The following is a 25,846-nucleotide window of genomic DNA, read 5'->3' on the forward strand; positions in this document are numbered from 1 at the left end:
CCCGCCTACGGCTCCCACCGGGGCCAGGGCGCGGCGTCGCGCTCGTAGAGCTCCCGCAGCTCCCGCCACCGGTCGGCGGACCGGTCGTGCCGGTCCGTGGGGTGCCCGTCCAGGGCCCGTACGAGCCGCTCCAGGCGCTCGTGCCAGTCCGCCAGCGCGTCCAGCCTGGCGTCCCGGGTGCCGTGGAACTCCGCCGTGAAACGCAGCACGGTCGACGCGCCGTGGTCCGGGCCCGGTTCCAGATGGAAGCGGATCCGGCCGTGGGGCGGGTCGACCGTGTACTCGGCGACGTATTCGGGGTCCCAGGCGGTGACCCGGCCGGAGACGGCCGTGTCGCCGTCGAGCCGGCGCAGGGTGACCCGCCCGCCCAGGCGCGGCTCCAGCGGATCCGCGGTGCAGAGCCAGGCCGGGAGCCCCTCGGGGGTGGCGACGGCGGCCCACACCGCGACCTGCGGGTGCGGGAGCTCGACCGTGTACCGCAGCAGGTGGGCGTCGCCGTCGTGGGTCTCGCTCCTGCCCCGGGGTATCTCGCTCATGGTTCCAGCGTCGCCCCGGGGCTCTGCGGTCGCGAGCTCAGACGCCCGCGTAGGAGTGCTTGCTGCTGACGAAGATGTTCACGCCGTAATAGTTGAAGAGGAAGCAGCCGAAGGCGATGAGCGCGATGTACGCGGCCTTCCGGCCCTTCCAGCCGGCGGTGGCCCGGGCGTGCAGGTAGGCGGCGTAGCCGACCCAGGTGATGAAGGCCCAGACCTCCTTGGCGTCCCAGCCCCAGTAGCGGCCCCACGCGTCGCCGGCCCAGATCGCGCCCGCGATGATCGTGAAGGTCCACAGGGGGAACGTCGCCGCGTTGACCCGGTAGGCGAACTTGTCCAGCGTCGCCGCGGACGGCAGGCGCTCCAGCACGGAACGGGTGAGGGCGCTGGGCGTCCCGCCGTTCGCGAGCTTGTTCTCGTAGGAGTCGCGCAGCAGGTAGGCCGCGGTGCCGACGGCCCCCAGGAAGAGCACGGCGCCGCAGATGATCGCGGTCGAGACGTGGATCCACATCCAGTACGAGTGCAGCGCGGGGACGAGCTGGTCGCTGTCGGTGTACAGCACCGTCGTGGCCAGGCCGAGGTCGAGGAGGACCACGGTGACCAGGGGCAGGCCGATCCAGCGGACGTTCTTCCGGGCGAGGAGGAAGGCGAGGAAGGCGCCGACCGCCACCGTGGAGAAGGTGGTGGAGAACTCGTACATGTTGCCCCAGGGGGCCCGCTGCACGGCCAGCGCGCGGACGACGACGCTCGCCGCCTGGATCGCGAAGGCCAGGACGGTCAGCGAGACCGCCATCCGGCCGTAGAGGTCGCCCTTGGCCGTGCCGCCGGCCGCGCCGGGGCCGTCGGGCACGTCCCGCGACCCGGCCGCGGAGCGGACGACGACCTTCGGGCGGTCGAGGACCGCCGTGCCGCCCGCGGAGGCCCGGACCGTGACCGACGGCGCCCGGTCGGCCGCCTCGGGGCCGGTCAGCGCGGCGGCCGTGCGGGCGACCTTGCTGCGGCTGCCGAGCACCCACTCGGCGATGTAGAGCAGGAAGGCCAGGGTGTAGACGGCCATCGAGGAGTAGATGAGCGTGTTGCTCATCTGCGCCATGCTCTCGTTGGTGGTGGCGGCGAGATTCACTTCTCAGCCCCTTCGACAGGTTCTTCTGCGGGTTCCGGCGCGGTCGGCGCCTCGGTGTTGAGCGTGACCGCGAGCTCGGCCAGCTCCTCGGGCAGCCTGGCGGACTCGCTCCGGCCCAGGCCCGCCATCTCGACGACGGTGACGCCGTCCTCGCCCCGGACGGCCCGGACCCAGAGCCGGCGGCGCTGGATGAACAGCGAGCCGCTGAGTCCGGCGATCGCGGCGACCGCACCGGCGAGGGCGAGGCCGTTGCCGGGCTGCTGGGTGATCGAGAAGCTGGCCCACTCCTTGATCTCCTTCTCGAAGGTGATCGAGCCGGCCCCGTCGGGCAGCGTCATGGTCTCGCCGGGCAGCAGCCGGTTGGCGCTGCCCGTGCCTCCCTTGACCTTGAACTGCTTCATCTTGGAGGTGTCCAGCTGGTACACGTTCTGCGGCAGACCGGAGTCGACGCGCAGATCGCCGTGGTAGCCGGTGACGGCCATCACGGGGAAGCCGAGCGCCGGGAACTGCGAGAACATCTGGCCCTTGCCGGCGCCGGCGAAGGTCGGCACGAAGAAGGCGTTGAAGCCCAGCTGCTCCTTCTTGCCGTTCTTGTCGCGGTAGCCGTCCATCACCTTGACGGCGCCCGTGGAGGTGAGGTTGTTGTCGAAGGGCAGCAGCGGGACGGCGCCGCGGTAGACGACCTTGCCCCGGCCGTCCTTGACGGTCACGACCGGCGCGTACCCGTGGGCGATCAGGAAGACCTTCGCGTCGCCGACCTTCAGCGGCTCGTTGACCCGGATGACGGTCTTCTTCTCCGCCCCGTCGCCCTCGGACCAGCGGACGGCCGCCTCGAAGGTGCGGGGGGTGCCGCGCTGCGGTCCGTTCTTCTCGTAGGTGCCGGTGAAGCTGTCGAGGCGGAAGCTGAACGGCTCCAGCTCGTCGATGCCGAACTGCGAACCGGACTTGAAGTCGTCGTACTGGGTGAGCGTGTTGGAGAAGCCGTCGCCCTCCACGATCAGCTTGCCGCCCTCGGACTTGAACAGCACGCCCCAGGCGAAGGCCACCAGCATCACGATCAGCGCGACGTGGAAGAGCAGGTTGCCCGCCTCGCGCAGATAGCCCTTCTCGGCGGCGACGGCGTCACCGACGGTGTGGGCGCGGTAGCGGCGCCCCTTGAGCATCGCGAGCGCGGCCGCGCGGACCTGCTCGGGCTCCGCCTCGGTGCGCCAGGTCGTGTACGCGGGCAGCCGGGTCAGCCGCTGGGGCGCGCCCGGCGGGCGGCTGCGCAGCTGGCCGACGAACTGCCAGGTCCGCGGCACGATGCAGCCGATGAGGGAGACGAACAGCAGGATGTAGATCGCGGAGAACCACACCGAGCTGTAGACGTCGAAGAGCTGGAGCTTCTCGTAGATCGGCGTGAGCGTCTCGTGGGCCTCCTTGAAGGCGCGCACCTTCAGCTCGTCCGCGCCGGTCTGCGGGATGAGGGAGCCCGGGATCGAGCCGAGCGAGAGCATGAAGAGGAGGATCAGCGCGACCCGCATGGAGGTCAGCTGACGCCAGAACCAGCGGACCCAGCCCAGGGGGCCGAGCGTGGGGCCGCCGACGGTGAGGTCCTCGACGGGGGCGGTGGACAGCTGGGAGCCGGCCTCGCCGTGGCCCGGGTCGCGCTGCTCTGTCGTGTCGGTCTTGCTCATCTCGGAACTCAGATCCCCACCGTGAAACCGCTGGACCAGCCCTGCATCGTGGAGACCATGGTGTCCCATGCGCCGGTGAGCAGCAGGACCCCGGTCAGGATCATCATGCCGCCGCCGATCCGCATCACCCACGCGTAGTGCCTCTTCACCCAGGAGAACGCGCCGAGCGCCTTGCGGAAGGCGACGGCGGTGAGGATGAACGGGACACCGAGCCCGAAACAGTACGCGACGGTCAGTATGGCCCCGCGCCCGGCGCTGGCCTCGTTCGCGGCGAGCGCGTTCACGGCCGCGAGGGTCGGGCCGATGCAGGGCGTCCAGCCGATGCCGAAGAGCGCACCGAGCAGCGGCGCGCCGAGGAGACCCGTGACGGGCTTCTTGTGGAAGCGGAACTCGCGCTGGGTGAACCAGGGCATGAGCCCCAGGAAGAACACGCCCATGAGGATCATGAGCACGCCGAGGACGGTGGTGAGGGTCTCGCGGTGCTCCTGGAGCGTCCATCCGAAGAAGCCGAACAGCGCGCCGGTGGAGACGAAGACGGCGGAGAAGCCGAGGACGAAGAGGGCGGCGCCCGCGGTCATCCGGCCGCGCCGGGCGTCGCCGAGGTCGGTGCCGGTGACCCCGGTCACGTAGCTCAGGTAGCCGGGGACGAGGGGCAGGACGCACGGCGAGAAGAAGGAGACGAGCCCTCCGAGCGCGGCGATGGGCAGCGCGAGGAGGAGCGCTCCGCTGAAGACCGTCTCGTTCACGTCACTTCTCCGCGACCAGCGGGTCGATCACGGACTTGAGCTTCGCCTCGTCGAGCGCCATGAGCGAGCGGGCCGCGATCTTCCCGTCCTTGTCGAGGACGATGGTGGAGGGGATGGCCTGGGGGATGAGGGATCCCTTGGGGAAGCCGTTGAGGATGATCTTCCCGACGGGGTCGTAGAGGCTCGGGTAGTCGATCCCGAACTCCGACTCGAAGGAGATCGGCTTGTCCTTGCCGTCGTTGTCGCGGGTGTTGATCCCGACGAACTCGACGCCCTTGGCCCGGTACTCCTTGGAGACCTTCGCGAAGTGCGGCGCCTCGGCACGGCACGGGGCGCACCAGGAGCCCCAGACGTTGAGGACGACGACCTTGCCCTTGAGGTCGGCCACGTCGAGCTGCCTGCCGTCGAGGGTCTCTCCGGCGATCTTCTTCGGCGCCTGGCGCTCACCCTTGGCGACGGTGGCGACACCACCTGTGTTGGTGACGAAGTTGGTGTCGCCGCCGCCGCCCGACTTGCCCTTGGAGTCGGAGCTGCAGGCGGTCAGCGCGAGCGCGGCGGCGAGGACGCCGGCCGTCAGCAGGGTGCGACGGGGGACGCGGCTAAGGCTCATGTGAAAAGTTTCGCATGGGCGATTCGCCGATCTTGGGCACCCCCACTACGTGCCCGTAACGCCCGTTGTCAAGATCGCCTAAGCCGGCCGGAGGAACGCGTTCCAGCCGCCCGCCGGGGCCTGTCCGACCTCCAGGGTGCGGAGCTTGGCGAGGATCTTCGGGTCCTGCACGTCCAGCCAGTCGCAGAACTGCCGGAAGGAGACGAGCCGGACGTCCTTCTTCCCGGCCATCCCCTTGAGCGCCTCCTCGACGGCGTCCATGTAGATGCCGCCGTTCCACTGCTCGAAGTGGTTGCCGATGTAGAAGGGCGCGCGGTTGGACTCGTAGGCGCGGTGGAAGCCCGCGAGATACGCCTCGGCGGCCTGCTTGCGCCAGCCGGGATAGCGCGAGGGCATGCCCTGGGTCGAGCTCTTCGACTGGTTGGCGAGCATGTTGTAGTCCATGGACAGGACCTCGAAGGAGTGCCCGGGGAACGGCACGGCCTGCAGCGGCAGGTCCCAGACGCCGCCGCGCTTGACGGGCCACGTCTGGCGGCCGCCCGGGGAGCTGGCGTCGTAGCGCCAGCCGAGCCGCCGGGCGGTGGGGAGCAGGTTGTCCTGACCGAGCAGACAGGGGGTGCGGCCGCCGACGAGCTCCTTGGTGTAGTCGAAGGGCAGCGGATCGAGGTCGGTCCAGCCGCTGTGGGTCTTCCACTTCGTGACGAAGCCGACCGCCTGGTCGATCTCGTTCTGCCAGTCGGCGGGGGTCCAGTGGGCGACGGAGCCGGAGCCGCCGCAGAAGTGCCCGTTGAAGTGGGTGCCGATCTCGTGGCCCTCGAGCCAGGCCTGGCGCACGTACTTCAGGGTCTGCTTGACGTGGTCGTCGGTCAGGTAGCCGATGTCGGAGGCGCCGACGCGGTTGTTCGGCGGGCGGTAGAGGTCCTTCTTCGACTCGGGCAGCAGATAGATCCCGGAGAGGAAGAAGGTCATGGCCGCGTCGTGGTTCTTGGCGAGTTCCAGGAAGCGCGGGAAGAGGCCGTTGCCGACCTCGCCGGCGCCGTCCCAGGAGAAGATCACGAACTGGGGCGGGGTCTGGCCGGGTTCGAGCGGGACGGGGGCGTCGGGCTGGTGGGGCTGCTTTCCGGTGTCGGAGGTGGAACCGTCACCGAGGAGACGACCGTCGTCAGGGGTGGGTGTGGCGGTGGCGTCCGGACCACCGGCGTCGCCCCCCTTACCCGGTCCGGAACGCCCTTTCTTGTCCGGTTCGTTGGTGCTGCAGCCGGTGACACCCGCCACTCCCAGCGCCGCGGCCGCACCCACGCCCGCCCCGAGAAGCCTCCTCCTGCTGATCCGACTGATCTCGCGCATGACATCCCCATTCGCGCTGATGTGTGACCTCAAGTCATCCAAACCGACAATCAGTGAGATGCCGGTAGGAACACGGAGGTTCCGGGAATTAGCACAAAAATTTCAGGGCGACCGGACGGCATACGTCCGGTCGCCCTGATGATGGAGCGCGAAGCACCGCTACGGCTACGCCCCGAAGGCCTTCGCCTTGCCCGGGACCGGCTTGGCCCCGGCCCGCAGATGCGCGGGCACCAGGTCGAGGGCCGGCTCGCTGTAGCCGACCGACACGATCCTGTCGCCCTGGTACGTGAACGAGGTCAGCGAGGCCAGCGTGCACTGCCGGCGCCGCGGGTCGTGCCACAGCCGGCGCTTCTCCACGAAGCTGCGCACGATCCAGATCGGCAGCTGGTGGCTCACGCAGACCGCCTCGTGACCGCGGGCCGCGTCCTTCGCCGCGTCCAGCGCGCCCATCATGCGCACGACCTGCTCGACGTACGGCTCGCCCCAGGACGGCCTGAAGGGGTTGGTGAGGTGCTTCCAGTTGCCCGGCTTGCGCAGCGCGCCGTCGCCGACCCCGAAGGTCTTGCCCTCGAAGACGTTCGCCGCCTCGATGAGCCGCTCGTCCGTGGCCAGGTCCAGGCCGTGGGTCTTGGCGACCGGGGCGGCCGTCTCCTGCGCGCGCTCCAGCGGCGACGCGACGACATGGGTGATGTCCCGGCCCGCGAGGTGCTCGGCGACCCGGTCGGCCATCTGCCGCCCCAGCTCGGACAGGTGGTAGCCGGCCCGGCGCCCGTAGAGCACGCCGTCCGGGTTGTGCACCTCGCCGTGCCGCATCAGGTGGACGACGGTGATGTCTGCGCTGGACTCGCTCATGCCGTGGCCTCCGCGGCGGCGCGGGCGGCGGCCGGCAGGGCGGCGGCGACGCGCTCGACCGCCCGCTCGTCGTGGGCCGTGGACACGAACCAGGACTCGAAGGCCGACGGCGGCAGGTAGACGCCGTCCGCGAGCATCGAGTGGAAGAAGGCGTTGAAGCGGAAGGCCTCCTGCTTCTTCGCGTCGTCGTAGTTCCGCACCTCGTCGGCGGTGAAGAAGACGGAGAACATGTTGGAGGCGGTCTGCAGCCGGTGCGCGACCCCCTCCTTCGTGAGCGCGTCCGAGAGGAGCCCCTGGATCTCCTTCGAGACGGCGTCGACCTTCTCGTAGGCGGCGGCGTCCAGCAGCCGGAGCTGCGCGAGCCCGGCCGCGGTGGCGACCGGGTTACCGGAGAGGGTGCCTGCCTGGTAGACGGGCCCGGCCGGGGCGAGGTGCCCCATGACGTCGGCGCGGCCGCCGAAGGCCGCCGCCGGGAAGCCGCCGCCCATGACCTTGCCGAAGGTCATCAGGTCGGGCTTCACGCCGTCGACGCCGTACCAGCCGGCCCGCGAGGTGCGGAAGCCGGTCATGACCTCGTCGGAGATGTAGAGCGCCCCGTTCTTCGCGCAGGCGTCCTTGAGCCCCTGGTTGAAGCCCGGCAGCGGCGGGACGACGCCCATGTTGCCCGGCGAGGCCTCGGTGATCACACAGGCGATCTCGCCCGGGTACCGGTGGAAGGCCTCGTGCACGGCCTCCAGGTCGTTGTACGGCAGCACGATCGTGTCGCCGGCCTGCGCACCGGTCACGCCGGGCGTGTCGGGCAGCCCGAAGGTGGCCACACCGGAGCCGGCCGCGGCGAGCAGCGCGTCCACGTGCCCGTGGTAGCAGCCGGCGAACTTGACGACCTTGGCCCGGCCGGTGAACCCGCGCGCGAGCCGGATCGCGGACATGGTCGCCTCGGTCCCGCTGGAGACCAGCCGCACCTGCTCCACCGGCTCGATCCGGGAGACGATCTCCTCGGCGAGCGCGACCTCGCCCTCGCCCGGGGTGCCGAACGACGTCCCGCGGGACACGGCCTCGTGCACGGCCGCGGTCACCTCCGGGTGCGCGTGGCCGAGAATCATCGGTCCCCACGAGCAGACGAGGTCGACGTACTCGCGACCGTCCGCATCGGTGAGGTACGGACCGGTGCCGGACACCATGAACCGGGGCGTACCGCCCACGGCCCGGAAGGCTCGCACCGGAGAGTTCACGCCGCCGGGCGTCACAAGGGAGGCGCGGTCGAAAAGCGTCTGTGAGACTGGGGCTTCGTATGAATACGGCACTGTGATCCTGACCTACGAGAGCGACGTCGTGTACGAGGGAGCGGAGGAGGAGCGGACGGGGGGACGGTGAGGGCTCCCTGTGAATTACGCCAAGGCGTCCGTCCTCCGCGTCTGCGAAACTGGGGCGTCATAGGGATGGCTCACGGAATCCATGGTGTCAGAGGCCACGGCGATCTTGCGGACAGGTGTTTCACCGCACGACCGCGGGGGAGGTCACTGTCACGATGATCGGGTCGCGCGGCGGAGACGCGCGGCCTGGAACAGCAGTCGGGTGGAGATATGCATCGCGGTGGCGGACCGGGCGAGGGGACTGACGACCTGGGTCCCGACCCTGTCCGGCGGGGGAGGCACCGGCGCCGGAGGACCGAGGAACCGAGGGCGAACGAACCGCGGACCGGCGGCGAGAGCCCCCGGGGCGCCGACGCGTCCCGGAGCGGCGACACCCCCCGGGGCATCGACACGCCGTGGGGCGGAGACCTGCCGCGGCCGGGCGAGTCGCGCGGCGGCGACGTGCGCCCCGGCGACCTCCGACCCGGCGACCTCCGACCCGGCGACTTCCGGCCGAGCGACCCCAGGAGCGGCGACGTGAGAGGCGAACAGCGACCGGAGCCGCGCTCCGACGCGCGATTCGAGCCGCAGTCCGACGCCCGCCCCGACCCGAGGCCCGACGCGCGCCCGGCCGCCCGTCCCGAGGCGCGCCCCACCGCACGCCCCGACGCCCGGCGCGAGCCCCGGCCCGACCCGCGCCCCGAGGCCAGGTCCGACGCACGGCCCGGAAACCCGGCCCCCGACGACCCCGCGCACCCCGGTGACCAGCCCGGAGACCGTCCCGCGGACGAGACCCGGCTCGGCCGCGCCCGCGCCCGCCGCGCCCGGGCCAACAGGGAAGCCGGCCCGGCGGAGGACTCGACAGCAGGCGGGGGAAGCGGGCTGAATGGCCTGAACAGCCTCCGCAGGCTGAGTGGTCCGAGTGGCGGGAGTGGCGGGAGTGGCCGGTTGGGGGTGACGTACAAGTACTTCGGCGCGCCCGACGGCGCGACGGCGGCCCGCGTCCCGATCTCGATGCGCCCGGAGGAGCTGGGCGGCGACGAGCTCGGCATGGGCGGCATGTTCACCAAGATCAAGCCGGAGACCATAGCCGCGATGGTCCTCACCGGCATCCAGGGCATGCCCCTGCACAAGGTCCCCCCGCTGGAACTGGTCGTCCTGCATCCCGACTACGCCGTGGTGAAGCTCCCCATGACCGTCGTCGACCCGCTCCGCGGCATCGGCGAGGAGTCGGTCGGCGCCGCCGCCTTCATCTGGTCGACCGTCCCCGACCGGGGCGGCCCCCAGGACGCGTTCAACGTCTACCAACTCCTCCACGAGTGGCAGGACTTCAGCCACCGCCTGCACGAGGCCGGCCACCAGCCGTACTGCCTGGTGTGGCCGTAGCCCCTGCCATAATGCGGCTCTGCTGACGACGGACCGGGAGACCGGGGCCGGGGGACCGGGGGGACTGCTCCGCGATGGGCACGTTACGGGCACTGCTGATCGCCGTACCGGGGGAAGACCTCGGCTTCGCGGTGGACGACGTGGCGCGGATCAGGAAGGCGCTGGTCGACTCGGGGTACGCGGAGTCGGACGTGACGGTGCTGGACAGCCCGGAGACGACGACGCGCAGCAAGATCTACGGGGCGCTCGACACCCTGCTCGAAGCATCCCGGGACGGCGACTTCACACTCGTCTACTTCTCCGGACACGGCATCCGGTTCGACGAGGTCGACCACCTCGTACCCACGGGTGCGGACCCCCGGATCCACCGGCGCGGCCTCATCGCCGTGGCCCCGGACGACCTGCTGGAACGCCTGACCTCGCAGGCCACCGTGATGATGTGCCTGGACGCCTGCCGGGACGAGGCCGACGAAAAGTTCCAGCCCCCGCAGGGACTCCCCCGGTACCTGCGCATGCGGGAGAACGTCGTCTTCGCCTACGCGTGCGCCGCCGGCCTGCGGGCCATGGGGACGCCCGACGGCAGTTTCATGGGCCGGGCACTCGCCGAGGCCCTGTCCAAGGACACGCTGCCCCGGACGGTCGGCGAGGTGCTCGCCCACGTGCGCAAGCGCACGCCGGAGTTCGCCGAGGGCCTGGGCGTCGACCACGAGCCGGAGATCCGGTGGCTCGACGGGTCCACCGGCGGATCCCACGCCCAGCGCGTCGTCTGCGGATCCGAGCCCGGCACGGAGGGCTGGCAGCGGGCCGTCCGGACCTCGGCCCTGTGGCAGCGGGTCGCCGCCGGTCGCGGCGACCCGGGCGAGTTGCAGCGCCGCCTCGACCTCCTCGTCGGCAAGGTCATCGCCGTCCGCCGTGACACCGGCCAGGAGGACAAGGCGGGCCCCGACCCGTGGGAGGACCCCACCTTCCCCGAGCGCGTCCTCGCCCAGCTCGACCGCCTGGTCCCCGCCGTACCCGAAGGCAGGCTCGGCCCTCTGGAAGCCGTCACGCTCGTCGCGGCGCCGTTCGTCCGGGAGGCCGCGGTCGCCTGCGGGCGGCGGGCGCTCGCCGAGCTGTACGACGCGTACGGCGAGGAGGGCGCACGGAGCGCGCCCGGCACCTTCAGCGGTCGCCTCGCGGAGGACATGGCCGACGTGCGCAAGGCGTACGGGCAGATCGACGAGAAACGCCGCCGTCTGGGAGCCCGCCCGTCCCACACCGAGGCGGCGAAGGCCACCGAACAGTGGCTGCGCCACCAGCTCCTCGCGGACTGGGACCAGTTGTGGGACGCGTCCACGGGCGCCGAGGAGACGGTCGGAGCCCTGGAGAGCCTGTCGGAGGTGATGCGCCTGCTGACGGACGCGGCGGTCCTCGCGGTCTACCCGGGCGGGAAGCCGCCGCAGCACGCCGCCGGGTGGGTGCGCCACGCGCTCCAGCAGGTCGTCATGCAGATGCGCACCCGCCCCGGCCCGGTGGCTCCCGACGGCAAGGAGTGGGACGACCGGCTGCCCAGCCGTCTGGGCCCGCAGAGCGGCAAATGGCGCCCCCGGCAGCTCACCGGCCTGCTGCACGTCGCCGAACTCCTGGCGATCGACCCCCGGCTGCTCGACGGCATCGTGGTCGACCACCTGGGGGTCGACCACCTCCGGGTGGAACCCGGAGCCGTGGTCCGGCAGGTCGCCGCCAGCGAGTTCATCGACGGCACCAGCGCCGACCTGACCCTGCACTCCGCCTGCGAGAACGCCGCCCTGCACGTGGCCCTGGAACGCCAGGTCGATGCGGTCGGCGCGGCCGTGCGGGCCCTGACCAAGGACGCCCCCAACGAGGACCTGTACACCGCGCTGCCGAAGCACGTCGGCACGGACTCCCTCGCTCCCGAGCCCGCCCACGCCTACGAGGCCCCGCCGCCGCGCTTCCAGCTCTCCGAGGACGGCATCAAACCCCTGATCATGGGCACCCAGCTCTACGGCGACCACACCCTCGCCGTCCGGGAGCTGTACCAGAACGCCCTCGACGCGTGCCGCCGCCGCCAGGCCCGTCAGCAGTACGCGGCCGCCGTGCGGGAGATCAGCGACGGCCAGGTCGCGCCCCTCGCCTCGTACACGATCACCTTCACCCTCGGCCGCGACGCCGAGGACGGCCGGGTCTACATCGAGTGCCGTGACCCCGGCATCGGCATGACGGCCGAGGAACTCCGTGACCTGTTCGCGCGCGCCGGCCGCCGCTTCGAACAGTCCCCCGCCCGCGTCCGCGAGATGCGCCGCTGGCGCCGCGAGGGCATCGTTCCCGAGCAGAACAGCCGTTTCGGCATCGGTGTCTTCAGTTACTTCATGCTCGCCGAGGCCATTCAGGTCACCACCCGCCCGGCCAGTGGGGACGGCCGCGCCGCCGGGGAGGGCGGTCACCGGGTCGACGTCGTGGCCGACTCCGGCCTGATGCACATCACGAAGGCCGAGGGCGCCGACGTCGGCACCCGGGTCCGGCTCTACCTGCGCCCGGAGTACCACGCGGACCCGCCGCCGCTCGCCCAGGTGCTGCGGGACCAGGTCTGGTACAGCGACGTGGCGATCGAGGTCGTGGACGAACTCTCCGGAGCGACCGGACCGGTCCGCCGGCCCGCCGGCGAGCTGCGGGTCCCCGGGGCGCTCCCGTTGCCCCGCCGGGACGACCGGGGCGACGTGTGGTGGGTTCCGGGTCTCGGCGCGCGGCTCGTCGACGGTGTCTTCGTCAGGGGTGACGAGAAGCCGCACGGTTACGTCGTCAACCTGCGCCGCAGGCACAAGCCCGTCCTCAGCGCCGACCGCAACCGCCTGCAGGGGTTCGAGAAGGAGGTCGTCCGGGAGGACCTGCGCGCGGCGATCGACGACCTGCTGGGGTGGCAGCCGATTCCGCTCGACTGGCTGTGGGACCTGTCGACGCAGGACATCCCCCTGGCTCAGACCGTCCTCGAACGCCTTCTGGCGGCAGAAGTCACCGTGGACGTCCGAAGCTGGTACCGGAATTCGCTGCGTGGACACGTGTACCCACTCACGCACGTGGGCTGCCTTCCCATGGACCACAACGGTCATGTGACTCCGGCCGAGTTCGACCACGTCTTCCCCTCGGGTTCCCGGTTGTTCCTGGAATGGCGACAGGGCCTGGTCAGCAGGGACCCCGACGTCGAGTGGCAGGCGCCGAGCCCTCTGGTCGGCCGGCCCAAGGGATTTCCCAGGACGATCCCCCTGGACTCCCTGGTGTTCCAACAGTCCGTCAGCGGCAACGGCGCGACGCTCAGAGCGTTGCTGGCCTCGGTGGACAGCGGGCTGAGCCTGCGCGCGACCCTCCGAGTCCTCAGACGCCACGCCGTCGCGGGCGTGGACGTCCCCGAGGTGGCGGACCTCCGGCAGCTGGACGACGTGGTGGTCGATCAGCTGACCGCCGAGCTGTACATGACGTACACGGACCGGTTTCCCCGGATGTCCTCCACCGCGCCCGTCCTCCCCGGGGAGCAGCCTGCCTACGCTCCGCTGATCGGCCTGGCCGCCTCGCAGAGCCGCACGCTCGGAGAGATGGCGGACGCCCTGGCCACGATTCGGGCGCTCGACATCGGCTGCCCCCCGCACCCCGAACTCGGAGCTCTCGCCGGCCACGTCCCCAGCCTGATCGAGCGTCTGGTCCTGACCGGCGAGTCCCACACCGGTCTCGACCTTCTGCCCCTCACGGTCACCCCGGTCACGGCCGCCTACGTGGCCAGGTACAGCGGCGTCGAGGCGACGGAGGTCGCCGCGATCGCGGAGCGGTACTCCTCGCTGGGATACGGCGTGACCGGCGACTTCGACGGCGCCCGGCTGTCAGACGCCGAGATCCCGGCCCTGGACCTCTCGTACGACCGCACCGACAGGCCCTTCGGGCTCCTCCAGCTGATCCGTATGTCGGCCAGACGCGCCGACCCCGACGTGGCCACGACCTACGCCACCGTGCACGACACCCTGCTGCGGCTCGGCCTGCCGGGGCTCCGTCTCGGCGCACTCGCCTCCGTACGGGCTCCCTCGTGGTGGACCCACCTCGGGCCTCGGCACTGGGAGAACACCGAAGCCCTCAGCGTGTGGACCGTCCTGCGCGCCCTCGAACACCGGAAGGCCGCCGGCTCACCCGAGGCCGAGACGGCGGCCGTCGCCGCACTCGAAGAAGGAGGGGTCGTGGCGGCCGGCGCCGCCGCAGCGGTCAGGACGTGGTTGGGCACCCCGGCCGCCCAGCGGCCGTGGCTCATGACGCTCCGCGGCCGGAGCCTCTCCGGCCCGGGCGGGGAGTCGACGTTTCCCGCCCGCTACGACCACGCGTCGGACCATGTGAGCACCGCCTTCCTCGTCACCCTCGCCGCGGACCGCGGCGTCACCCTCGGCGCTGTGGCCGACGAGCTGCGGTCCGAGGCGGAGCCGTACGGCATCACCGTGGCGCGGATCCCCGCCGACGCCCGCGGCCTGAAGCCGGACCTCACGGAGTTCAGCGTGCTGTTCACCGACACGGAGTCCGAATGGCGCAGCGAACTCACCCACCGGGAGATCGTGGAGTACGCCGAAGACCGCGGTTGCTCCCTCGACAGCGCGGTCTCCGCGCTCCGCCGCTACGAGTGCCTCGGTGGCCCTCGGGTCCCCCGGCCGAGTGCCGCGACCGCCGAGGGCGAGGTGCGCGACCCCGCCCTGGAGCGGCTGCTCTTCCACGAACCCCTGGCCGGCGGCACCGTCACCCCCCTCGCCCTCGTCACCACCGCCGTCCGTCTGGAGCGCGGCCTCCGCTCGATGCACCGGGCCCTCGCCCCGTACGCCCGCATCGGCCTCGTCATGGAGTGCCCCGAGCCCGAGGACGACACCTACGAGCCCGACTGGCAGGACGTCATCATCCTCAGCCGGTATCTGACCGGGCGGGAGCCCGCCGTCAGCGGTGAGGTGACCGAGGACCACATCCGGCTGTGCTCGGAGGAGACCGAGCTGACCGTCCCACAGGTGCGCGAACGCCTCGGCCGCCACGCCCCGTTGTTCGGGCTCACCGTGCCCGCGCCCCGAACCGAGCAGGAGGAGCCCGCATGAGGAACCACCCCGGCAACCGGCCGTACCGGGAGCAGACGGTCGCCCCTCCCGGCGATCTCGAGTGGCGCGAGGAGGGCGGCTCCTGGATCTTCCGGGGAACGTGCCCCGTGTGCGCCCACGAGACCGAGAAGGAGCTCTTCGACCTCGTGCCGGGGACCGTCACCAAGGGCCTTCCCTGGGGGCGGAAGCAGCCCGAGGTGCGCCGGGAACGCACGATCGACTGCGAATGCGCCATCACCCACCGCGGCGCCGAGGAGCGCAACGGCTGCGGGGCCGGCTGGAAGGTCCGGCTCCCGGACGAGGCGCTCTCGTGACCACTCCCCCGCCCCCTCCCTCCTCCCCTCCTCGACTGACCCGCCGCGCCGCCCGGGACACCGCCCAGCGGCGCCTGTTCGACATGCGCCAGGCGCAGCTGGACATCGCCCGGCGCCAGGCCGAGGGCTGGCGGAACTTCCTCGCCACCGCCACCGCCCTGCTCGCCGCCGTCCTCGTCCTCAAGGGGCGGGAGAACGTCGCCGAGCTGCCGACGCCGTACCGGATCGCGGTCGTCGTGATGATCGCGGTCGGGCTGCTCGCCCTGCTGACCTCGGCGTTCACGGCCGCCTCGGCGGCCCACGGGCGGCCGGGCGACCGGCTGAGGCTCGCCGACGGCGAGGAGCTGCTGCGCTACGAGGGGGACCGGGCCGTCCGGGTGGGCTCGCTCGTCAACAGGGCCCGCTGGCTCGCTGTCCTCGGTGTCCTCGCGACCGCCGCGGGCGTGATGACGACCTGGATGGCGCCCGCCGGCGACAAGGACAAGCCCGGCGTCGTGTCCGTCTCCGTGCACACCCGGGACGGCGTGGTCTGCGGCGAGCTCGTGGAGCTGGACGCCAAGGGCGTGACCGTGAAGGTGAAGGCGCCCGCCGGCCAGGACGCCGGGGGACGCAAGGACGGCAAGGAGAGCTCGGTCAGCCTGCGGCGCCTCGCATGGGGCGGCCAGGCCGTGAGCGCCGCCCCCACCCCCTCCTGCTGACCACGCCCGCCCCGCTCCCCCGCACGTCTCGCCCGAGCTCTCACGCCGAGCGCGAGGTCCGCGCGTCGGCCTCCGCCTTCGCCGTCTCGCGCGCCGAGGCCAGGCGGTACGGCACGTCGATGACGACGACGTTCCTCATGAACAGCAGCCGCGTCTTGAGCCGGAACGCGCTCTGGTTGTGCAGGGGCTGCTCCCACCAGCGGCCGACGACGTACTCGGGGATGACCACCGACACGACCGAGTCCGCGCCCCGCTCCGGGGCGTCGCGGATGTGCCGCAGGAGCGGCTGGACGACCGCGCGGTACGGGGAGTTCAGGACCTGGAGCGGGACGTCGATGCCGTGCGCCTCCCAGGCGGCGCGCAGGATCTCCGCCTGCGCCGGGTCCTCGGCGACCGTGACGGCCGTGAGGGAGGCGGGCTTCAGGGTCTTCGCGTACGACAGGGCGCGCAGGCTCGGCGCGTTGACGGAGGACACGAGGACGATGACGTGGTTCTCGGCGAGCGGCCGCGGGTGGGCGTCGGGGGCGACGGCGACCTCGGCGGCGACGGCGTCGTAGTGCCGCCGCACGCCCTTCATCGCGGCGAAGAGCACCGGCATGGCGAGGACGACGATCCAGGCGCCGTGCGTGAACTTCGTGACGAGGACGATGACGAGGACCACGGCCGTGAGGCAGGCCCCGAACGCGTTGATCACGAGCCGCCGCCGGATCCGGCCGCGGCCGCCGGAGCCTGCCGGGCCGGCGAGTTCTCGCCGCCAGTGCTTGACCATGCCCGCCTGGGACAGGGTGAAGGAGACGAAGACGCCCAGGATGTAGAGCTGGATGAGCCGGGTGAGGTTGGCGTCGAAGGCGACGATCAGGGCGATGGCGGCAAGGGCGAGGAGGACGACGCCGTTGGAGTAGACGAGCCGGTCTCCGCGGTGCACGAGCTGCCGGGGCGCGAAGCGGTCGCGGCCCAGGACGGAGGCGAGCATCGGGAAGCCGTTGAAGGCGGTGTTGGCCGCCAGCACGAGGACGCCCGCGGTGACGGCCTGGAGGGCGTAGAAGAGCACGTGCCAGTCGCCGAAGGTGGCGCGGCCGATCTGGGCGAGCGCGGTGGACGTCGGCGTCCCCGGCGGGAGCCCCAGTTCGGTGGGGTCCTCGGCGACGTGCACGTGGTAGGCCATGGCCAGCACCGTGATGCCGAAGAACATGGTCGCGGCGATGACCCCCATGATCGCCAGGGTCATGGCGGCGTTGCGGCTCTTGGGCTTCTCGAAGGCCGGTACGCCGTTGCTGATCGCCTCGACGCCGGTCAGCGCCGTGCAGCCGGAGGCGAAGGCGCGCAGGCCGAGCAGGACGAGGGCGATGCCCGAGTACGTGGAGACCGCCTCGACCGGCAGCTCCGCCGACTCGGCGCGGATCGTGGCGCCGCTCGCCGTGCGCACCGCCGCGAACGCGAACATCAGGTAGATCACGGTGATGAACGCGTACGTGGGAACGGCGAACCACCGGCCCGACTCGCGCACCCCCCGCAGGTTCAGCCAGGCCAGCAGCACCACGAAGGCCACCGACAGCAGGGTGGCGTGGGCGTCGAGCGCGGGCGCGGCGGACGTGATCGCGGCGACCCCGGACACGACGGAGACCGCGACGGTCATCACGTAGTCGATGAGCAGCGCGCTCGCGGCGGTGAGGGCCGCCGTCGTGCCCAGGTTCTCCGCGGCGACGACGTACGCCCCGCCGCCGCCCGGGTACGCGTAACAGGTCTGCCGGTACGAGGCGACCACCACGAGCAGCAGGACGACGATGCCGGCCGCCGCGTACCAGGCCAGATGGAGGACGGCGAGGCCGCCGAGGGCAAGGATCAGCAGGATCTCCTCCGTGGCGTACGCGACGGAGGAGAGCGGGTCGCTGCAGAAGATCGGCAGGGCGAGCCGTTTGGGCAACAGGGTCTCGCCGAGCCGCGCGCTGTCCAACGGACGTCCTACCAGCAGGCGTTTCGCCGCACTTCCCGCTCTCATAAGTGCTGAAGTTAGGACGAATCGGATCTAATGCGCGGATGCCGCGCCCGCCGGCGCCCCGGCGGGACCCTGCACGAGGAAGGACCCCAAGTGCTGAGCACTGTGCCCACAGCGCGCCCCATGAAGATCGGCGAGGTCGCGGAGCGGACGGAACTGCCCCTGCGCACCATCCGCCAGTACGAGGACAGCGGGCTCGTCGTCCCGTCCGCCGCGTCCGAGGGCGGCTTCCCCCTCTACACGGACGCCGACGTGGCCCGCCTGATGGTGATCCGCCGGATGAAGCCGCTCGGCTTCACCCTCGACGAGACCCGCGAGCTCCTCACCGCCATGGACCGCCTCGCCGCCGACGCGCCCGACACCCCGGACGAGCTCGACCCCGCCGTCCGCGCCACCCTCCTCGCCCGCGTCCGCGGCTACGAACAGGCCGCGGCCCGACGCGTCGCGGAACTCCGCGCCCAGCTGGCCCGGGCGGAGGAGTTCGCGAGCTCGCTGCGGGCCCGGTTGCCGTAACCGACCGGGCAGCGCCACCACGGCGCGGAGACGCGAGGAGCGGCGGTGTCCCCCGCGGCCGTGACCGCGAGGAGCGGCGGTGTCCCCCGCGGCCGTGGCCGCGAGGGCCGCGGGCCTCAGGACTCGCGGTCCGCGAGGGCCTCCGCCAGGTCCTGGAAGAAGCGCGCGTACGCGGCAGGGCTGGGCGGCGTCTCCGGGTTCCACGGCGCGAGCCGCGCGCCCGGCGGGACCCGGTGCGGGGGCACCGCGTTAGCCCGGCTGTCGAAGAGCACCAGGTCCGGGCCGAGCCCCACGGCGTACTCCCAGTCCGTGGTCAGCCAGCTCGCGCCCGGCCCCGGCCCCGGATCGACGAACCGGACGCCCAGCTCGGCGAGCCGCGCCAGCTCCGGCCAGGCGTGCGGCCGGGCCAGGTGCACCTGCTCCGGGCCCGCGCCCGACAGCGCGAGCACGGTGAGCCCGGAACGCCCGGCCACCGCGCGCAGCGCGGCCTCGGCACCGGCCGTCCGCGCCCGCTCCGCCGCACCGTCCGCCGCCCCCAGCGCGCCCGCGAGCTCCGCGAAGCGGTCGACGATCGCCGCCAGGGGCCGCTCGCTCCCCACGGACAGTGCGAGGAGCGGCGCCCCGAGCCGTTCCGCCGCCGCCTCGTCCAGCGCGTACGGACTCTTGCCGTCGTAGGTCAGGTCCACGACCAGGTCGACGCCGCCCGCGTCCGCCGCCTCTCGCAGCCCGGCCTCGTCCAGGGCCCGCCCGGGCCCCAGATACGGCACGGCCGCCGCCGCGAGGCCGCCCGCCTTGACCGGGTCGAGCGCGTCTCCGTCGTGCCCGGAGCCGTAGACCGCGACCGGCCGTATGCCCAGGTCGAGGAGGGCGGCACCGGCCCGTACGTAGGCCACCACCCGCTCCGGCGGGCGCGCGGCCGTGAGGCTCGTACCCCGGTCGTCCGTGAATTCCCACCCGCCCGTACCGGCCCCGCCCCCCGGGCTCGCGGCCGGTCTCCCCGTCGCGTCCGAACCTGTCGCGTCCGACATGGCGGCTGCTCCCTCCCCGGCCGGAAATCTCCGTCCCCGCCACCTTGGAGCGGTTCCCCGGCCCGCACAAGAGGGCCTGTGCCGGGCCCGGGCCAGGGGGCGCCCCGCCCTCACGCCACCGGCCACTCCCGCGGATCGCGCCCCGTCACCGCCAGCAGCCGCTCGAAGGCCGGCGCCCCGGCCGGCAGCTCCACCGGCTCCCCGAAGACGCCCATGGCGCGGGCCGTCGGCGCCATGCGCTCCACCTCGCCCGTCAGCTCCGTCACGACCACCGGGTCCGGCTCGAAGGTGCGGCCGGTGGCCCGGGCCAGGTCCCAGGCGTGCACGGTCAGGTCGAGCAGCACCATGGAGGCGACCGTGCGGGCCGGCATGTCCATCGCGCCGGTCGTCCCCTGGTCCGCGCCGGGCTCGGCCCACGCGGCGACCAGCTTCGCGGCCTCCTTCTCGAAACGGGCGCTCCAGTCGGGGTCGGCGAGGTAATCGGGCTCGCCGGAGAAGTCGGAGGGCTGCTTGGCGGCCAGCAGCTGGAAGTTCACGATCACGTGCGTGAGGTGGTCGAGCAGCCCGCGCACGTCGTAGTCGGCGCAGGGCGTGGGCGCGCCCAGGTCGTCGTCGGCGGTGTCGCGGACCAGCGGGACGGCACGGGCGGCGGCGGTGTCCAGCAGGTCGGCGATGCGGTAGGTGGTCATGGGCCGACGCTACGGAGGGGCGGCTCGTCCCGTCTTGAAGAAACGCGCCAGAGCGGAAACCATGCGTACATGACCGCCCCAGGCCCGCGCCGGGACACCCGGGGCATCGTGGACGCCGCCGAGCTCCTCGCCCGCGTCCACTTCCGCCGGCATTCCCCGGCGCCCGCGCTGCGCCCGTATCTGGAGCACTACTGGCTGATCGACTGGGACCTGACCGAGCCGTACGCGTCCCATGTCGTCCCGCACCCGTCGGTGAACCTCGTCTTCGAGCGCTCGGAGGAGGCGGCCGGTTTCGGCGTGGTCTCCGGCGTCGGGCTCGAACTCTTCACCAAGAAGCTCACCGGCCGCGGCCGGGCCTGCGGCGTCCAGTTCCACCCCGGCGGCTTCCGCCCCTTCGCGCCGGCGTGGCCGGTCTCGCACTGGACGGGCCGGATCGTGCCCTTCACCGAGGCCTTCCCGGCCGCGGATCCACAGGACCCGGCCCGCGTCCTGTCGCCCGACGACGACCACGCGCGCGTGGCGGCGCTCGACGCGTTCCTCCTGACCCACGGCCCGACGGCCGGAAACGGACCCGCGGCGGGGCAGGGACCGGCAGCTTGGCAGGGACCGGCAGCCGGGCAGGAGCCGAAGGCCGGGCAGGGACCGGCCCCCGAAGCCGGCGCGGACCCCGAAGCCGGCGCGGACCCCGGCGCCGCTCCCGGAGCCGGCGCCGTTCCCGGCCCCGCCGTCCTCGCCGCCGCCGAGCAGGCGATGGCCCTGGTCGACCTCGTCCGCACGGAGCGCGGGATGCGCCGGGTCTCGGACCTCGCCCGCAGCGCCGGGCTCTCGGCGCGCTCGCTGCAGCGCCTGTTCGCGGCGCAGGTCGGCGTCGGCCCCAAATGGGTCATCCTCCGCTACCGCATCCACGAGGCCCTGGAACGCGCCGAGGCCGGTTCCCCCGCCGCACCCCCGGACTGGGCCCGGCTGGCCGCCGAGCTGGGCTACAGCGACCAGGCCCACCTCGTACGGGACTTCACGGCCACGGTCGGGGTGCCGCCGACCACGTACGCCCGGTTCGCCCGGCCGTGAAGGGCGTTGTCGGTCCCCTGTCCTAGGGTGCGTGCATGGACACCAACGGCATGCCGGTCCGGCTCGAACCGTGGTCGGACGAGGACTTCGCGCTGCTCCATGCCGTCAACGCACCGGAGTTGATGGACCATCTGGGCGGCCCGGAGTCGGAGGAGCAGCTCGTGGCCCGTCAGCGGCGGTACGTGGCGCTGAGCGCCGACCCCGACCGTCCGGGAGCCATGTTCCGGATCGTGCTGCTGCCCGAGGAGACGGCGGCCGGTGCGATCGGCTTCTGGGAGACGTCCTGGGACGGGGAGCCGGTGTACGAGACGGGCTGGACGGTGCTGCCCGGCTGCCAGGGCCGGGGCGTGGCGACGGCCGCCACGCGCGCGGTGCTGGAACGGGCCCGTGCCGAGGGCCGGTTCCGCCATCTGTACGCCTATCCGTCCACGGACAACGGGCCCTCGAACGCGGTCTGCCGCAAGGCCGGCTTCACCCTGCTCGGGGAGCGCGACGTCGAGTATCCGCCGGGCAACCCGATACGGTGCAACGCCTGGCGGATCGACCTCACGGCCTGACGGGAGGCCACCCGCGCCGCCGGTCCGCCCGGTCGGTCACTCGCCGGGCGTCCTCAGCTCCCGGGTGAAGTGGAAGGCGACGATGTCGAAGCGTTCGCGCAGGTAGAATCGGTGGGCTCCGGTGCGGTGGGTGCCGGAGTCCAGGTTGAGCTCGTAGCAGCCGGCCTCGCGCGCGTGGCCTTCCAGGTGGGCGACGAGGGCGTGGCCGACGCCGGTGGAACGGGCCGTCTCCTTGGTGACCAGGTCGTCGACGTACAGCTTCTTCACCGAGCTGGTGTTGACGATGATCCGCCAGCCGGCCACGCCGACGCAGCCACCGTCGCCCCCGCCGGTCCCCTCCTCGTACGCGGCGCTGAAGCGCAGCCCCTGGCCGTGCCCTGTCGCGTACACCTCGGCGAACAGCTCCGGCGTCAGGTGGGGGCGCAGCTCGCGCAGGACCGGGAGCACCTCGCTCGCCAGACGGGGGTCACCGGGCTCAAGGTCGATGATCTTCATGCCGGGACCGTACCGCGCCCCGGGCGGGCGGCGGGAGGGGCCCGAATTCCCTGGCAGCGGGTCCGCACCCGGTGCGATCCTGTCTGCGTGAACGGACCGGAGATCCAGATCAGTTTCGCCCCCGGCCTGCGGCTCTTCGTCGCGGCGGACCGGCGCTCGGGACACACCACCGTGGCGACCGACGGCTCCTCCTCGCTCGGCCATGTCGTCGAGTCGCTGGGCGTGCCGCTGACCGAGGCGGGGCGGCTGCTCGTGGACGGGCGGCCGGTGCCTCCCTCGCACGTGCCCGCGGCCGGCGAGACGGTCGACGTGGAGGACGTCGCGCGGCCCCAGCAGGTCCCCGGCGCCCCGCTGCGCTTCCTTCTCGACGTGCACCTCGGCACGCTGACCCGGCGGCTGCGGCTGCTCGGCGTCGACGCCGCGTACGAGAGCGAGGACATCGGCGACCCGGCCCTGGCAGCGCTCTCCGCGAAGGAGCGGCGCGTGATGCTGTCCCGCGACCGCGGGCTGCTGCGTCGCCGTGAGCTGTGGGCGGGGGCGTACGTCTACAGCGACCGGCCCGACGACCAGCTCCGTGACGTGCTGGGGCGTTTCGCGCCGCGGCTCGCGCCGTGGACCCGCTGCACCGCCTGCAACGGACCGCTCGCCGAGGCCGACAAGGACGCGGTGCGCGACCAGTTGGAGACGGGCACGGAGAACACGTACGACGTCTTCGCGCGCTGCACGGAGTGCGACCGGGTGTACTGGCGGGGCGCCCATCACGCCCGCCTGGAGGCGATCGTCACGGAGGCGGTACGCGAGTTCGGCGGCGCAGCCGCCCTCTGAGCGCCGGCGGAGGCACTGGGGAGCGGAGGGCGCGCGGCGGGCCCGCGGCCCGTCGCGCTCCGCGGGCCTGCTCAGCCGGCCTGGTCGAACTCGCCCGACCGCAGCCGCTCGACCTGGGTGGCGCTGAGGTCGACGGAGCGCCGCATGTAGTCGGTGATCAGGGTGATCTCGGCGTCGTCATAGGCGTCGAAGAGGCCGCCCCAGGCGCCGTTGAGGCGCTGCCAGAAGTCGGCGAGCTCGGCCATCCTGCCGGGCTCGGGGGCCACCATGACCCGGCGCCGGTCCTCGGCGTCGCGCTCGCGCCGGACGTATCCGGCGCGTTCGAGGCGGTCCACCAGCCGGGTGGCGGAGCCGGTGGTGAGCCCGGTGAGCTCGGCGACCCGCCCGATGGTGACCGGCTCCCGCTCCAGGCCGAGCAGGTTGAGGCACTGCACGTCGGTCGGGTGCAGCCGCAGCCGGTCGGCGACGGCCTGGTTGAACAGGGCGTAGGAGGCCATGTAGCGGCGGGCCTCACCGTGCAGCCGGGACATCAGCGCGTCCCGCCCCGGTGGGACGGGGGAGACCGGAGGGGCCGGGGAAACCGGAGGGGCCGGTGGGAGCGGCGAATCCGGCGTGGGCGGCGACGCCGGCGAGTCCCTGGGGTCCGGCGCTTCCGGTGACCTCTTCTGCGGCATGCAGAGAGTGTACGGCGCAGAGTTGGCGGGTCCCGCGGCCGTTCCGCGGAGGCGGCGGGTCCCGCGGCCGTTCCGCCGCTACGGAGCCTCGGCGGTCAGATACCGCTGCACGGTCGGGCCCAGCCATGCGATCACGTCGTCCCTGGACATCTCCACGGAGGGGGGGAGCCGCAGCACGTAGCGCGCGAGCGCCATGCCGAGGATCTGCGAGGCCGCGAGGGCGGCGCGGCGCGGCGCCTCGTCGGGGACGGGGCAGACGCCGAGCGCGACCGGGCCCAGCTGCCGGGCGAAGACCTCCTGCATGCGCTCGGCCCCGGCGGCGTTGGTGACGCCGACCCGCAGCAGCCCGGTCAGCACGTCGTCGCGCTCCCAGCGGTCGAGGAAGTGGGCGACGAGCGTGGCGCCGACATGCCGGGCGGGCAGACCTCCGAGCTCGGGAAGCTCCAGCTCGATCGCGGAGGCCGCGGCGAACAGCCCCTCCTTGTTGCCGTAGTAGCGCATGACCATCGAGGGGTCGATCCCGGCGTCGCGGGCGATGGCCCGGATGGTCGCGCGCTCGTACCCGTCGGCGGCGAAGCGCTCGCGGGCGGCCTCCAGGATCGCGGTCCGGGTGGCGTCGGAGCGGCGTGCAGTCGTCATGCCAACAACTGTAGGCCAACGGGCGTTGACACACCATCCCGGGCGGGTCTACCTTTGCCTACAAGCGTTGACCAACAGCCGTTGGCCAACGGTCGTAGGCATTCCCTGGGGGCGGAGATGAGCACCATGGGCACCACGAACGACACCACCGCGGCAGGCAGCCCGGTCACCGACACCGACGTGCTCGTCGTGGGCGCGGGGCCGACCGGACTCCTGCTCGCCGGCGACCTCGCCACGGCGGGCCACCGCGTCACCCTGGCCGAACGCAGGCCCGCCGGCATCGGCAATCTGACCCGCGCCTTCGGCGTCCACGCCCGCACCCTGGAGCAGCTCGACGCCCGCGGACTCGCCGACGAACTCGTCGCGACCGGCACCCGGCTCACGACCCTGCGCCTGTTCGGCCGGCTCTCCCTCGACCTCTCCCGGCTGGCCACCCGCTTCCCCTTCCTGCTCATCACCCCGCAGTACGAGGTGGAGCGCCTCCTGGAGCGCCGCGCCCGGGCCGCAGGGGTGGAGTTCCGCTACGGGACCGAGCTGCACGGCCTGCGCCAGGACGCCGACACCGTCACCGCTGAGTTCACCGGCCCCGACGGACCGCTCACGCTCCACGCCCGCTACGCGGTCGGGACCGACGGCGTGCGCAGCGCGGTGCGCGGCGCACTCGGGCTGCCGTTCCCCGGCGTCTCGGTGATCAGGTCCATCGTCCTGGCCGACGTCCGCCTCGGAGAGGACCCCGGCGAACTGCTGACCGTCGCCGCCTCCGGGGACGCGTTCGCCTTCATCGCACCGTTCGGCGACGGCTGGTACCGGGTGATGGGCTGGGACCGCACCCGCCAGGTCCCCGACAGCGAGCCCGTGGAGCTCGACGAACTGCGCGGCATCGCCCGCCAGGCCCTGGGCAGCGACTACGGCATGCACGACGCCCGCTGGGTCTCCCGCTTCCACAGCGACGAGCGCCAGGCCCCCGCCTACCGCGCCGGCCGGGTCTTCCTCGCCGGCGACGCCGCTCACGTCCACTCCCCCGCCGGCGGCCAAGGCATGAACACCGGCCTCCAGGACGCCGCCAACCTCTCCTGGAAGCTCGCCGCCGTCCTGCGCGGCGAGGCCCCCGACCCCGAGGCGCTGCTCGACAGCTACCAGGCCGAGCGCCACCCGGTCGGCGCCCTGGTCCTGCGCAGCAGCGGCGCCCTCGTCCGGCTCGCCATGGCCCGCACCCCGCTCCAGCGCGCCGCGCGGGGGCTGGCCGCCCGGCTGCTGGGCACCCTCCGGCCGGCCGCCGCCCGCGCCCTGGGTCAGGTCAGCGGGATCGGCATCTCCTACGCGGGCGGGGCGCGCCGCGTCCCCGATCTGGCGCTGCGCGAGGGCCGGCTCTACGAGCTGCTGCGCGCGGGCGAGTTCGTCCTGATCGCCCCCGAGGGCGCGACGCCCGCCCTGCCGCGTACGGCGCCGACCTCGGCGGGCCGGGCGATACGGGCCACGTGGGCCGACCCGGCCCGCCGCGACACCCTCCTGGTCCGCCCCGACGCCTACACGGCCGCGCGCTGAATACCCGAGCCGCACCGCGGCCGACCCCCGGAAAGGGCGGCCCGGAAGCCCGGCACGGGACCGCGGAAGCCGCGG

The 25,846-nt window shown here is 72.8% G+C and carries 23 protein-coding genes; 9 read left to right on the forward strand and 14 right to left on the reverse strand.

The genetic code is table 11. The annotated features are described in order from the left end of the window. Nucleotides 1-5: 5 nt before the first annotated feature. The 8 genes from ACGF1Z_RS31740 to hemL all read right to left on the reverse strand — a co-directional run bounded on the left by ACGF1Z_RS31740 (nt 6) and on the right by hemL (nt 8,191). Nucleotides 6-536 carry an SRPBCC domain-containing protein gene (locus tag ACGF1Z_RS31740; RefSeq protein WP_393009495.1) on the reverse strand — a complete coding sequence of 177 codons (531 nt, stop codon included), beginning with the start codon at nt 534-536 and terminating at the stop codon, nt 6-8. A 37-nt stretch (nt 537-573) separates the two neighbouring features. Beyond that, nucleotides 574-1,656 carry a c-type cytochrome biogenesis protein CcsB gene (ccsB, locus tag ACGF1Z_RS31745; protein ID WP_393009496.1) on the reverse strand — a complete coding sequence of 361 codons (1,083 nt, stop codon included), beginning with the start codon at nt 1,654-1,656 and terminating at the stop codon, nt 574-576. After that, the gene (locus ACGF1Z_RS31750; RefSeq protein ID WP_393009497.1) at nt 1,653-3,332 is read right to left on the reverse strand and encodes a cytochrome c biogenesis protein ResB; all 1,680 of its coding nucleotides are present in this window, start codon (nt 3,330-3,332) and stop codon (nt 1,653-1,655) included. The genes ccsB and ACGF1Z_RS31750 overlap by 4 nt, the downstream gene beginning before the upstream one ends. 8 nt (nt 3,333-3,340) lie before the next feature. Next, entirely contained in the window at nt 3,341-4,078 is a 738-nt protein-coding gene (locus ACGF1Z_RS31755) for a cytochrome c biogenesis CcdA family protein (protein WP_393009498.1), read from the reverse strand. A 1-nt stretch (nt 4,079) separates the two neighbouring features. Then, nucleotides 4,080-4,688, reverse strand: a complete 609-nt coding sequence (locus ACGF1Z_RS31760; protein ID WP_393009499.1) for a TlpA family protein disulfide reductase — start codon at nt 4,686-4,688, stop codon at nt 4,080-4,082. Between the two features lie 78 nt (nt 4,689-4,766). After that, nucleotides 4,767-6,026, reverse strand: a complete 1,260-nt coding sequence (locus tag ACGF1Z_RS31765) for a hypothetical protein (RefSeq protein ID WP_393009543.1) — start codon at nt 6,024-6,026, stop codon at nt 4,767-4,769. 174 nt (nt 6,027-6,200) lie between these two features. Continuing rightward, nucleotides 6,201-6,887: a histidine phosphatase family protein gene (locus ACGF1Z_RS31770; RefSeq protein ID WP_393009500.1), complete on the reverse strand. Its 687-nt coding sequence runs from the start codon at nt 6,885-6,887 to the stop codon at nt 6,201-6,203. Further along, complete coding sequence (hemL, locus tag ACGF1Z_RS31775; protein WP_393009501.1) at nt 6,884-8,191, reverse strand: glutamate-1-semialdehyde 2,1-aminomutase; 1,308 nt, start codon at nt 8,189-8,191, stop codon at nt 6,884-6,886. Before hemL ends, ACGF1Z_RS31770 begins: the two co-directional genes overlap by 4 nt. A 930-nt stretch (nt 8,192-9,121) precedes the next feature. On the opposite strand from hemL, the gene ACGF1Z_RS31780 reads away from it, so the two are divergent. The 4 genes from ACGF1Z_RS31780 to ACGF1Z_RS31795 all read left to right on the forward strand — a co-directional run bounded on the left by ACGF1Z_RS31780 (nt 9,122) and on the right by ACGF1Z_RS31795 (nt 15,742). Continuing rightward, complete coding sequence (locus ACGF1Z_RS31780; RefSeq protein WP_365348707.1) at nt 9,122-9,625, forward strand: hypothetical protein; 504 nt, start codon at nt 9,122-9,124, stop codon at nt 9,623-9,625. Between the two features lie 74 nt (nt 9,626-9,699). After that, nucleotides 9,700-14,730 carry a caspase family protein gene (locus ACGF1Z_RS31785; protein WP_393009502.1) on the forward strand — a complete coding sequence of 1,677 codons (5,031 nt, stop codon included), beginning with the start codon at nt 9,700-9,702 and terminating at the stop codon, nt 14,728-14,730. Further along, on the forward strand, nt 14,727-15,044 hold the full coding sequence (locus tag ACGF1Z_RS31790) for a hypothetical protein (RefSeq protein WP_393009503.1): 318 nt from the start codon (nt 14,727-14,729) through the stop codon (nt 15,042-15,044). The genes ACGF1Z_RS31785 and ACGF1Z_RS31790 overlap by 4 nt, the downstream gene beginning before the upstream one ends. Then, nucleotides 15,041-15,742 (forward strand): hypothetical protein, encoded by a 702-nt coding sequence (locus ACGF1Z_RS31795; protein ID WP_393009504.1) that lies wholly within the window; start codon nt 15,041-15,043, stop codon nt 15,740-15,742. Before ACGF1Z_RS31790 ends, ACGF1Z_RS31795 begins: the two co-directional genes overlap by 4 nt. A gap of 40 nt (nt 15,743-15,782) precedes the next feature. Here ACGF1Z_RS31795 and ACGF1Z_RS31800 read toward each other — a convergent pair whose 3' ends face one another. Beyond that, the gene (locus ACGF1Z_RS31800; protein WP_393009505.1) at nt 15,783-17,741 is read right to left on the reverse strand and encodes an APC family permease; all 1,959 of its coding nucleotides are present in this window, start codon (nt 17,739-17,741) and stop codon (nt 15,783-15,785) included. 120 nt (nt 17,742-17,861) lie between these two features. Here ACGF1Z_RS31800 and ACGF1Z_RS31805 point away from each other — a divergent pair, with 120 nt between their 5' ends. Continuing rightward, nucleotides 17,862-18,251: a MerR family transcriptional regulator gene (locus ACGF1Z_RS31805; RefSeq protein ID WP_393009544.1), complete on the forward strand. Its 390-nt coding sequence runs from the start codon at nt 17,862-17,864 to the stop codon at nt 18,249-18,251. A 116-nt stretch (nt 18,252-18,367) separates the two neighbouring features. Here ACGF1Z_RS31805 and ACGF1Z_RS31810 read toward each other — a convergent pair whose 3' ends face one another. Both ACGF1Z_RS31810 and ACGF1Z_RS31815 read right to left on the reverse strand, forming a co-directional pair. Continuing rightward, on the reverse strand, nt 18,368-19,279 hold the full coding sequence (locus tag ACGF1Z_RS31810) for an ABC transporter substrate-binding protein (RefSeq protein ID WP_393009506.1): 912 nt from the start codon (nt 19,277-19,279) through the stop codon (nt 18,368-18,370). A 110-nt stretch (nt 19,280-19,389) separates the two neighbouring features. Further along, complete coding sequence (locus ACGF1Z_RS31815; RefSeq protein WP_393009507.1) at nt 19,390-19,968, reverse strand: TIGR03086 family metal-binding protein; 579 nt, start codon at nt 19,966-19,968, stop codon at nt 19,390-19,392. A gap of 69 nt (nt 19,969-20,037) precedes the next feature. Between ACGF1Z_RS31815 and ACGF1Z_RS31820 the strand changes: the two genes are divergently transcribed. After that, a complete protein-coding gene (locus tag ACGF1Z_RS31820; protein ID WP_393009508.1) occupies nt 20,038-21,036 on the forward strand; it encodes a DUF6597 domain-containing transcriptional factor in 999 nt (332 codons plus the stop codon). A 35-nt stretch (nt 21,037-21,071) separates the two neighbouring features. Beyond that, nucleotides 21,072-21,593: a GNAT family N-acetyltransferase gene (locus ACGF1Z_RS31825; protein ID WP_393009509.1), complete on the forward strand. Its 522-nt coding sequence runs from the start codon at nt 21,072-21,074 to the stop codon at nt 21,591-21,593. A 36-nt stretch (nt 21,594-21,629) separates the two neighbouring features. On the opposite strand, the gene ACGF1Z_RS31830 is transcribed toward ACGF1Z_RS31825, so the two are convergent. Further along, a complete protein-coding gene (locus tag ACGF1Z_RS31830) occupies nt 21,630-22,088 on the reverse strand; it encodes a GNAT family N-acetyltransferase (protein ID WP_393009510.1) in 459 nt (152 codons plus the stop codon). Nucleotides 22,089-22,175: 87 nt separating this feature from the next. Between ACGF1Z_RS31830 and ACGF1Z_RS31835 the strand changes: the two genes are divergently transcribed. Further along, a complete protein-coding gene (locus ACGF1Z_RS31835; protein WP_393009511.1) occupies nt 22,176-22,913 on the forward strand; it encodes a Mut7-C RNAse domain-containing protein in 738 nt (245 codons plus the stop codon). A 71-nt stretch (nt 22,914-22,984) separates the two neighbouring features. Here the strand turns inward: ACGF1Z_RS31835 and ACGF1Z_RS31840 are convergent, their stop codons facing one another. Beyond that, complete coding sequence (locus ACGF1Z_RS31840) at nt 22,985-23,443, reverse strand: MarR family transcriptional regulator (protein ID WP_393009512.1); 459 nt, start codon at nt 23,441-23,443, stop codon at nt 22,985-22,987. A gap of 222 nt (nt 23,444-23,665) precedes the next feature. Further along, entirely contained in the window at nt 23,666-24,226 is a 561-nt protein-coding gene (locus ACGF1Z_RS31845; protein WP_393009513.1) for a TetR family transcriptional regulator, read from the reverse strand. Nucleotides 24,227-24,343: 117 nt separating this feature from the next. Here ACGF1Z_RS31845 and ACGF1Z_RS31850 point away from each other — a divergent pair, with 117 nt between their 5' ends. Next, nucleotides 24,344-25,771: an FAD-dependent oxidoreductase gene (locus tag ACGF1Z_RS31850; RefSeq protein WP_393009514.1), complete on the forward strand. Its 1,428-nt coding sequence runs from the start codon at nt 24,344-24,346 to the stop codon at nt 25,769-25,771. The last annotated feature ends 75 nt before the right edge of the window (nt 25,772-25,846 follow it).

Origin of the sequence: Streptomyces sp. NPDC048018, from assembly GCF_043202995.1 — a bacterium.
Taxonomy (GTDB): Bacteria; Actinomycetota; Actinomycetes; order Streptomycetales; family Streptomycetaceae; genus Streptomyces.

Bases quoted from the DNA above. Each gene is read 5' to 3' on its own strand.
- ACGF1Z_RS31790 (WP_393009503.1), top strand. From the start codon at position 14,727: ATGAGGAACCACCCCGGCAACCGGCCGTACCGGGAGCAGACGGTCGCC.
- ACGF1Z_RS31800 (WP_393009505.1), bottom strand. From the start codon at position 17,741: ATGAGAGCGGGAAGTGCGGCGAAACGCCTGCTGGTAGGACGTCCGTTG.
- ACGF1Z_RS31810 (WP_393009506.1), bottom strand. From the start codon at position 19,279: ATGTCGGACGCGACAGGTTCGGACGCGACGGGGAGACCGGCCGCGAGC.
- ACGF1Z_RS31740 (WP_393009495.1), bottom strand. From the start codon at position 536: ATGAGCGAGATACCCCGGGGCAGGAGCGAGACCCACGACGGCGACGCC.
- ACGF1Z_RS31845 (WP_393009513.1), bottom strand. From the start codon at position 24,226: ATGACGACTGCACGCCGCTCCGACGCCACCCGGACCGCGATCCTGGAG.
- ACGF1Z_RS31830 (WP_393009510.1), bottom strand. From the start codon at position 22,088: ATGAAGATCATCGACCTTGAGCCCGGTGACCCCCGTCTGGCGAGCGAG.
- ACGF1Z_RS31850 (WP_393009514.1), top strand. From the start codon at position 24,344: ATGAGCACCATGGGCACCACGAACGACACCACCGCGGCAGGCAGCCCG.
- ACGF1Z_RS31840 (WP_393009512.1), bottom strand. From the start codon at position 23,443: ATGTCCCGGCTGCACGGTGAGGCCCGCCGCTACATGGCCTCCTACGCC.
- ACGF1Z_RS31820 (WP_393009508.1), top strand. From the start codon at position 20,038: ATGACCGCCCCAGGCCCGCGCCGGGACACCCGGGGCATCGTGGACGCC.
- ACGF1Z_RS31785 (WP_393009502.1), top strand. From the start codon at position 9,700: ATGGGCACGTTACGGGCACTGCTGATCGCCGTACCGGGGGAAGACCTC.
- ACGF1Z_RS31770 (WP_393009500.1), bottom strand. From the start codon at position 6,887: ATGAGCGAGTCCAGCGCAGACATCACCGTCGTCCACCTGATGCGGCAC.
- ACGF1Z_RS31825 (WP_393009509.1), top strand. From the start codon at position 21,072: ATGGACACCAACGGCATGCCGGTCCGGCTCGAACCGTGGTCGGACGAG.
- ACGF1Z_RS31750 (WP_393009497.1), bottom strand. From the start codon at position 3,332: ATGAGCAAGACCGACACGACAGAGCAGCGCGACCCGGGCCACGGCGAG.
- ACGF1Z_RS31760 (WP_393009499.1), bottom strand. From the start codon at position 4,688: ATGAGCCTTAGCCGCGTCCCCCGTCGCACCCTGCTGACGGCCGGCGTC.
- ACGF1Z_RS31815 (WP_393009507.1), bottom strand. From the start codon at position 19,968: ATGACCACCTACCGCATCGCCGACCTGCTGGACACCGCCGCCGCCCGT.
- ACGF1Z_RS31805 (WP_393009544.1), top strand. From the start codon at position 17,862: ATGAAGATCGGCGAGGTCGCGGAGCGGACGGAACTGCCCCTGCGCACC.